Here is an 8,329-nt window from a genome sequence, read left to right as displayed (position 1 = left end):
CGGCGCGCCCCCCCCCCCCCCCCCGCGCCCCCGCGCCCCCCCCCCCCCCCGGGGGGGCCGCCCCCCCCCCCCCCCCGCCCCCCCCCCCGGCCGCGGGGGCCCCCAACCCCCCCCCCCCGCCGGGGGGGGGGCGGCGGCCAGTCATGGCCCCGTCTTAAAGATGGGCGCTGTCTTGAAAGAGGAGAGATGAATGCGCGGCTTCCTGCTCAACCGGCTCTCACAGAGCCTCATCCTGCTCCTGATCGTCTCGGTCATCGGGTTCCTCGTCCTGAACCTGCTGCCTGGCGGGCCGCTGGCGCAATTCGGGCTCGATCCCAGCATGACGCAGGACGATCTCGAGCGCCTGAAAGAGCAGTTGGGCCTGAACCGTCCGCTTTTGATCCAATATTTCGACTGGGCCTGGCGGCTTCTCCAGGGCGATTGGGGCCACTCCTTCCGCGACGGCGCGCCTGTGCTGGCAGTGATTGGCCGGCACGTCCCTGCGACGCTGCTGCTGATGGGGACGTCCACCGCGATTGCGATCGCCATCGGCACCTGGATCGGCATTCGTGGCGCCACGCACCGCTATTCGCTGTTCGACCATATGGCGACGGTCGGAGCCATGGTCGCGCTGTCGATCCCGACCTTCTGGTTCGGGCTCGTCGGCATCTACATCTTCTCCTTGCAGCTGGGCTGGCTGCCTGCAGGCAACATGTACACGATCGGCGACGGTTCGGTCCTGAACTACCTGCATCACCTGATCATGCCAAGCATCGTGCTGTCGCTGGTGCATGTCGCGATCTGGAGCCGCTACATGCGATCGGCGACGCTCGACGCCATCGGCCAGGATTTTGTCAAGACCGCCCGCGCCAAGGGCCTGAGCGAGCGCCGAGTCATCATGAAGCACGTCGTCGGCAATGCGCTTTTGCCGATGATCACACTGGCCGGGGTGCAGCTTCCCAGCATCCTGACCGGCGCGCTGGTGACGGAGACAGTGTTTACCTGGCCGGGGATGGGTCGACTGTTCCTGGACAGCCTCGGCTACAGCGACTACCCGGTCGTGATGGGACTGCTGATGTTCTCGGCCATTCTCGTCATTCTGGGCAACCTGATCGCAGATATTGCCGTGGCGATCGTCGACCCGCGTATTCGTCTGGGTTGAGCGCGTAACCTCACACCCAACAGGAGGCACCCGAAATGACCGCTCTCGCCGCAAATGCAGGACCAAGCCGCTGGTGGCGCAGCCGCACCGTGCGCCGTTTCACCAGCCATCATCTGGCGTTGCTGGGAGTCACGATGATCACCCTTCTCACGCTGGCATGCGTCTTCGGCCCGCATCTCCTGCCCTATGATTCCCTATACATCGATTTGCGCGCCCGCTTTGCACCGCCGCTGACGGGCGACCACTATCTTGGGACCGATCCTTTGGGGCGGGACGTGGCGGCGCGACTGTTCATGGCGGGGAGGACCTCACTGCTGGTGGCTTTCTTTGCCATGCTGCTGTCGACGATGATCGGAACGCTCGTCGGCGTGATCGCGGGCTACCGCGGCGGCTGGATCGGCGCAGCGCTGATGCGCACGGTCGATGGCTTCCTGTCATTCCCCTCCATATTCCTGCTGCTTGCCTTGGCCGCGGCACTGAAGCCGAGCCCGGCCATGGTCACCGTGATCGTCGCTGTCACCAGCTGGATGGAGGTCGCTCGAATTGTCGAGGCCGAGGTGCGGTCATTGCGCGAGCGCGAGTTTGTGCTGGCCGGGCGCATGCTGGGGCTTAGCGGCGCGCATATCATGTTTCGCGAGATCCTGCCCAACGCCATGGGCCCGATCATCGTGGCCGCTACTTTGACGGTTGCCCACGCGATCCTCCTGGAAGCCTATATCAGCTTCCTGGGGTATGGCATTCAGCCGCCGCTGCCGAGCTGGGGCAACATGCTCGAGGGCGCCCAGCAGTATCTGGACAGTGCGCCCTGGCTGGCGATCATTCCCGGCGCCGCCATCACCATTGCCGTGACAAGCTTCAATTTCATCGGCGACGGGTTGCGCGATGCGCTCGACGTGCGGGACGACCGTGTCTGACCTCGCCGGCATGGACCGACCCAGCCTCCTGAAACCGCAACGAGAAGTCCCTCACGTGCACGAGCCCAAAGTCGCCAACAAGAGCACACCCTACTGGTGGGAGGCGGCGCCCGTCATGCCGCTGCCGCCGCAGCCCCTGGCGAGGACAGTCGATGTGGCGATCGTCGGCGCCGGTTATGCCGGGCTTTCGGCCGGGCTTGCGCTGGCGCGCGAGGGGCGCTCGGTTGCAGCTTTTGATGCGATGAATCCGGGCGAGGGGGCCTCGTCGCGCAATGGCGGAATTACCAGCGGGAGCATCCGGCTGGACTACGCCACGATCACCCGGCGCTTCGGCGAAGAAAAAGCCATGGCGATCGAGGCCGAGGGCAAGGTCGCGCGCGAATTCCTTTACGATTTCATCAAGTCGGAAAAGCTCGACTGCGACTTTCAACTGGTTGGCCTGTTCAAGGGCGCCATCGGATATGAACAGTACGAGAAGATGGCCCGCGGCGCCGAGGCGTTGGCAAGGAAACTGGGGATCGAATCCTACGCTGTTCCATATGCAAAGCAGCGCGACTATGTCGGCACCGACTTCTATCGCGGCGGCATGGTCAGGATGGACATCGGCGGGCTGCACCCGGCCAAGTTCCACGCGGAGCTCCTGCGGGTGGCGCTCGCTTCGGGACTGGCGGTGCATTCGAACACGCCCGTGACCTCGATTGAAAGGGATAGCTCGGGGTTCCGCGTCGCCACTTCGGCCGGAACGGTGCAGGCGCGGCAGGTGCTGGTCTGCACAAATGGCTATACCGACGGCGCCAATCCCTTCCTGCGCCGCCGGCTGGTGCCGGTTCGCAGCCGGATCATTGCCACCGAGGAACTCGCGCCTGAGCTGATGGCGCGCCTGATGCCGAAGCGGATGATGATGGGTGAGGGCCGCGAGCTTGGCTTCTATTATCGCCCTTCGCCGGACGGCAGACGCATTCTGCTCGGCGGGCGCGACAGCTCGCGTGCAGGCGATCCGGCAGCCCCGACGCTGCGTTTGCGCAACGGGCTCGGCGAAATTTTCCCAGAACTGGAGAACGTTCGTCTTTCGCATAGCTGGTTCGGCAATGTGGCGATGCACCGTGACATGCTGCCCAGGATCTTCGAGAAGGACGGCGTGGTCTATGCCACCGGATTCTGCGGTTCGGGCGTGGTCTGGGCGCCATGGGTCGGCACACGTGCGGCTCACAAGCTGATGGGACACGGCGAGCAGGCGCGCACCGCGTTCGACTTTCGGCCGCCCGCGGCCGTCCCGTTCTATCGCGGCAATCCGTGGTTCATCCCGGCCGTTATCAAGGGCTACGCCCTGCAGGACCGTATCGCCTGGTGGCGCGCCAGCCGCTGAAGGCCGAACGGTTGGCGGTCACTCGACCCTTGCCGAACGATAGCGGCAACAAGGAACAGCATCACATGCACTACATCTCCACGCGCGGCCATCCCGAACGCAGGAAGTTTTGCGAGATTCTGCTTGAAGGCCTTGCCCCGGATGGCGGCCTCTATGTGCCTGAGGTCTACCCTCGGCTGGATGATGCCACGCTGGATCGGTGGCGGGGCTTGTCCTACCCGGTGCTCGCCTTTGAAATCCTGTCGCTCTACATCGACGATATTCCGCCCGCTGACCTGAAGGCCATCTGTGCAAAGATCTACAGGCCCGAGGTTTTTGGGACCGCCAGGATCGCGCCCGTGCGAACGCTTGAAAGCGGTCTCCATGTGGCGGAACTGTCGAACGGTCCCACCCTGGCGTTCAAGGACATGGCGATGCAGTTGCTCGGCAATTTGCTCGAGTATGAACTGGCGCGGCGGGGTGTGGAGCTGAATATCCTCGGGGCAACCAGTGGCGACACGGGCAGCGCGGCGGAATATGCCATGCGCGGCAAGAAGGGCATCCGCGTCTTCATGATGTCGCCCCACGGACGCATGAGCGCCTTCCAGCAAGCCCAGATGTTCAGCCTGCAGGACGACAACATTCATAACATTGCCATCGAAGGGGTGTTCGACGATTGCCAGGACATCGTGAAAGCCGTGTCCGGCGATGCTGACTTCAAGAGGCGCCACCGGATCGGCGCCGTCAATTCGATCAACTGGGCCCGGCTGGTCGCTCAGGTGGTGTATTACTTCTCTGCCTATTTTCAGGTGACGGAAGAGAATTCGTCAGAGGTCGACTTCGCCGTTCCCTCGGGCAATTTCGGCAACGTCTGCGCCGGTCATGTTGCGCGCATGATGGGACTTCCCATCTCCCGTCTCGTCATTGCGACCAATGAGAACGACGTGCTCGATGAGTTCTTCCGCACCGGTGTGTATCGCGTGCGGGGCCGGGCGGATACGTATGAAACCTCGAGCCCATCCATGGACATTTCCAAGGCCTCCAATCTCGAGCGTTTCGTGTTCGACCTGCTCGGTCGCGACGCCAGCCGGACGAGATCGCTGTTCGACGATCAACTGCGCGAAAGCGGGTCGTTCGATCTCAGCGGGGATCCGGCCTTCGGGAAGGCGGCGGACCATTTTGGTTTCCGCAGCGGGAAGAGCACCCACGCCGACCGGTTGCAGACGATCCGTGACACGTGGCACCGCTTCAACGCGGTGATCGATCCACACACTGCAGACGGCGTGAAGGTCGCGCGCGAGCATTCGGTTTCGGATGTGCCGATGATCGTGCTCGAGACGGCCCTGCCGGTCAAGTTTGCGGGGACCATCAGGGAGGCTTTGGGCCGCGAGCCGGATCGTCCACAAAGGTTCGATGGCATAGAGGATTTGCCGAGACGGTTCAAACTGCTTTCCGCCGATGCACAGACCGTGAAGACCTACATCGCTGAAACGCTGCAGGCTTGCTGAAAGGCTGCTTCCACGACCGGGACCTCTTTCGCCATGGCCGTATATACCGAGTTGTCACCTAACGAAGTCGCAACTTTCTTTCAGGCTCTGGGCCTGGGACAGCCGAACTCCGTTCGCGGCAGCGCGAGCGGAATTGAGAACACGAACTACTTTGTCGACACCGAGGCAGGCGAATATGTGCTGACCCTGTTCGAGCGGCTCACATTCGAGCAATTGCCCTTCTACCTTCACCTGATGAAGCACCTTGCGGCGCGGCGAATGCCGGTCCCGGATCCGGTTGCCAACGTCAGAGGCGAAATCCTTCACACACTAAAAGGCCGGCCTGCCGTGATCGTCAACAGGCTTCCTGGCGAGAGCGTGACGGCGTCGACAGAGTCGCATTGTCGCGCTGTCGGGGAGATTCTGGCGCGAATGCACGTGACCGGGAGCGATTACCCACGGCGGCAGGCCAATCCGCGCGGCCTCGAATGGTGGAACGAGGTGGTGCCGGTGGTCGGCCGCTGCGTATCTGAGGGACAGCGCTCGCTGCTCACGAGCGAACTGGCCTTTCAGAACCAGATCGCCGTGTCCTCCACCTACGAGGAACTCCCAAGCGGGCCGGTGCACGCTGATCTCTTTCGCGACAACGTGTTGTTTGAAGGTGGTCACCTGACCGGCGTCTTCGATTTCTACTTCGCCGGATGCGACACCTTTCTTTTCGATATAGCCGTGTGCCTCAATGACTGGTGCGTCGATAGTGGCACCGGCCGCCAAGACACTAAGCAAGTTGCCGCCTTTCTCGGCGCGTATGAGTCAGTTCGCGCGCTCACTGGACCCGAACGCCTATTGCTTCCTGCGATGCAGCGCGCTGGAGCATTTCGTTTTTGGTTATCGCGTCTCTGGGATCTGTACCAGCCCCGGGAAGCTGCGCTCCTCAAAGCACACGATCCAAGCCACTTCGAGCGCATGTTGCGCGTGCTCCGGGGAGAAGTCGCATGAGCAAGACCGCGAAGATCACCAATGGAAATGGAAGCACGATGGCACCGACTCTCAAAGACCACGTTGGCGAGCTGCTTTCGCAGATCGAGTCGGAGGGCCTGTACAAGCGCGAGCGAGTCATCACCTCGCCCCAGTCGTCCGAAATCGAGGTTGGCGGTCGCAAGCTGCTCAATTTCTGCGCCAACAACTATCTCGGCCTCGCCGACAGCGAAGAGCTGCGCGATGCGGCCAAGCAGGCACTCGACCGCTATGGCTACGGTATGGCCTCGGTGCGCTTCATTTGCGGCACACAAGAGGAACACAAGCAGCTCGAGGCAAAGATATCGAGCTTCCTCGGTATGGAGGACACAATCCTCTACGGTTCCTGCTTCGACGCCAATGGCGGTCTGTTCGAGACGCTGCTTTCCGAGGAGGACGCGGTCATTTCCGACGCGCTGAACCACGCCTCGATCATCGACGGCGTCAGGCTCTCCAAAGCAAAACGCTTTCGCTATGCCAACAACGACATGGCGGCGCTCGAGGAGGAATTGAAGAAGTCCGAAGGCAGCCGCTTCAAGCTGATCGCCACCGATGGTGTATTTTCCATGGACGGCATCATCGCCAATCTGAAGGGCGTCTGCGATCTCGCCGACAAGTACAATGCCATGGTGATGGTCGACGACAGCCATGCCGTCGGCTTCGTCGGCAAGAACGGGCGCGGCTCGGCCGAGCATTGCGGCGTCGAGGGCAGGGTGGATATCATCACCGGCACGCTCGGCAAGGCATTGGGCGGCGCCTCGGGCGGCTACACGGCGGCGAGCAGGCCGGTGGTCGAATGGCTGCGCCAGCGCTCGCGTCCCTATCTGTTTTCCAACACGCTGATGCCTGCTATCGCCGGGGCCTCGCTGAAGGTGCTGGATATGATCGAGCAGGGCGGCGGCTTGCGCCGCCGGCTCTACGACAACGCCTCGCGCTTCCGCGCCAACATGGAAAAAGCGGGCTTCACGCTGGCGGGAGCCGACCACCCGATCATTCCGGTGATGATCGGCGATGCCGCGCTGGCTTCGCAAATGGCCGACATGCTGCTTGAGCGCGGCATCTACGTGATCGGCTTTTCCTTCCCCGTCGTGCCCAAGGGCCAGGCCCGCATCAGGACGCAGATGTCGGCCGCCCATTCGACCGCCGATATCGACCGGGCTGTGGCTGCGTTCGGTGAGGTAGGCCGCGAACTTGGAGTGATTGGCTGATGTCCAACATGATGCGCGCACTCGTTAAATCTTGCGCCGAGCCGGGCATCTGGATGGAAGAAGTGCCGGTGCCGGAGATTGGCCCGAACGACGTTCTGATCAAGATCAAGAAGACCGCGATCTGCGGTACCGACGTCCACATCTACAATTGGGACCAGTGGGCGCAGAAGACCGTGCCGGTGCCGATGGTGACCGGCCACGAATTCGTCGGCACCGTCGCCGACTTCGGCGCGGCGGTCACCGAATACAAGATCGGCCAGCGTGTTTCGGGCGAAGGCCACATCGTCTGCGGCCATTGCCGCAATTGCCGGGCGGGCAGGGGGCATCTGTGCCGCAACACGCTCGGCGTCGGCGTCAACCGGCCGGGCGCCTTCGGTGAATATCTGGCGATCCCGCAGCACAACGTCGTGCCGATCCCCGACGACGTGCCCGACGAGATCGCCGCAATCTTCGATCCGCTGGGCAATGCGGTCCACACCGCACTGTCCTTTGATCTGGTCGGCGAGGACGTGCTGGTCACCGGCGCCGGGCCGATCGGCATCATGGCTGCGCTGGTGGCGCAGTGCGTCGGCGCGCGAAAGGTGGTCATCACCGACATCAACCCGCTGCGGCTGGCGCTGGCGAAAAAACTCGGCGTCCAGCATGTCGTCGACGCGTCGAAGGAAAAGCTGCACGATGTCATGCCGGCGCTCGGCATGACCGAAGGTTTTGACGTCGGCCTCGAAATGTCGGGTGCGGCACCCGCCTTCCGCGACATGATCGACGCCATGAACAATGGCGGCAAGATCGCCATTCTGGGCATTGCGCCGACCGGCTTCGAGATCGACTGGAACAAGGTCATCTTCAAGATGCTGCATCTCAAGGGCATCTATGGCCGCGAGATATTCGAGACCTGGTACAAGATGATCGCGCTGGTGCAGGGTCCGCTCGATGTCAGTGGGCTGATCACCCACCGCATCGGCGTGGACGACTTCCAGACCGGGTTCGATGCGATGAAGAGCGGCAATTCCGGCAAGGTTGTCATGGATTGGTGAGGGCGGCCTTGGGGCTGGACTACAGGGCTCGCCATTCGCGGCGTGAACGCCCGGGAATAGCGCGATTTTTGAGTTCGTGAGGGCGATGATGACGCTTCTTTATCATTCAGGGCTATCGAATCCAGGACTTGATTGCCATCCGGCGCACCAGCCGTTGACAGGCGGTTGGTCATGTCGAGAAGC

The 8,329-nt window shown here is 62.7% G+C and carries 7 protein-coding genes; all 7 read left to right on the top strand.

The features are described from left to right. The first annotated feature begins 190 nt into the window (after positions 1-190). Positions 191-1,141, top strand: coding sequence for an ABC transporter permease (locus AC0L2V_RS29485; RefSeq protein WP_473521908.1), 951 nt, complete (start codon positions 191-193; stop codon positions 1,139-1,141). Positions 1,142-1,176: 35 nt separating this feature from the next. Continuing rightward, complete coding sequence (locus AC0L2V_RS29480; protein WP_091593974.1) at positions 1,177-2,055, top strand: ABC transporter permease; 879 nt, start codon at positions 1,177-1,179, stop codon at positions 2,053-2,055. A 115-nt stretch (positions 2,056-2,170) separates the two neighbouring features. Then, positions 2,171-3,421, top strand: coding sequence for an NAD(P)/FAD-dependent oxidoreductase (locus AC0L2V_RS29475; RefSeq protein WP_413468416.1), 1,251 nt, complete (start codon positions 2,171-2,173; stop codon positions 3,419-3,421). Further along, entirely contained in the window at positions 3,403-4,908 is a 1,506-nt protein-coding gene (gene thrC / locus AC0L2V_RS29470; protein WP_473521907.1) for a threonine synthase, read from the top strand. Before AC0L2V_RS29475 ends, thrC begins: the two co-directional genes overlap by 19 nt. 33 nt (positions 4,909-4,941) lie before the next feature. Continuing rightward, positions 4,942-5,886 carry a homoserine kinase gene (locus AC0L2V_RS29465; protein ID WP_287122247.1) on the top strand — a complete coding sequence of 315 codons (945 nt, stop codon included), beginning with the start codon at positions 4,942-4,944 and terminating at the stop codon, positions 5,884-5,886. Between the two features lie 38 nt (positions 5,887-5,924). Next, complete coding sequence (locus AC0L2V_RS29460; protein ID WP_473521910.1) at positions 5,925-7,112, top strand: glycine C-acetyltransferase; 1,188 nt, start codon at positions 5,925-5,927, stop codon at positions 7,110-7,112. Beyond that, positions 7,112-8,146, top strand: a complete 1,035-nt coding sequence (gene tdh, locus AC0L2V_RS29455) for an L-threonine 3-dehydrogenase (RefSeq protein ID WP_473521906.1) — start codon at positions 7,112-7,114, stop codon at positions 8,144-8,146. Before AC0L2V_RS29460 ends, tdh begins: the two co-directional genes overlap by 1 nt. Positions 8,147-8,329 lie beyond the last annotated feature (183 nt).

The sequence above is a fragment of the Mesorhizobium sp. WSM4814 genome (genome assembly GCF_055811595.1).
This window is presented reverse-complemented; position numbering and strand designations above follow the sequence as displayed.

Bases quoted from the DNA above. Each gene is read 5' to 3' on its own strand.
- AC0L2V_RS29485 (WP_473521908.1), top strand. From the start codon at position 191: ATGCGCGGCTTCCTGCTCAACCGGCTCTCACAGAGCCTCATCCTGCTC.
- AC0L2V_RS29480 (WP_091593974.1), top strand. From the start codon at position 1,177: ATGACCGCTCTCGCCGCAAATGCAGGACCAAGCCGCTGGTGGCGCAGC.
- AC0L2V_RS29475 (WP_413468416.1), top strand. From the start codon at position 2,171: ATGCCGCTGCCGCCGCAGCCCCTGGCGAGGACAGTCGATGTGGCGATC.
- AC0L2V_RS29465 (WP_287122247.1), top strand. From the start codon at position 4,942: ATGGCCGTATATACCGAGTTGTCACCTAACGAAGTCGCAACTTTCTTT.
- AC0L2V_RS29460 (WP_473521910.1), top strand. From the start codon at position 5,925: ATGGCACCGACTCTCAAAGACCACGTTGGCGAGCTGCTTTCGCAGATC.
- tdh (WP_473521906.1), top strand. From the start codon at position 7,112: ATGTCCAACATGATGCGCGCACTCGTTAAATCTTGCGCCGAGCCGGGC.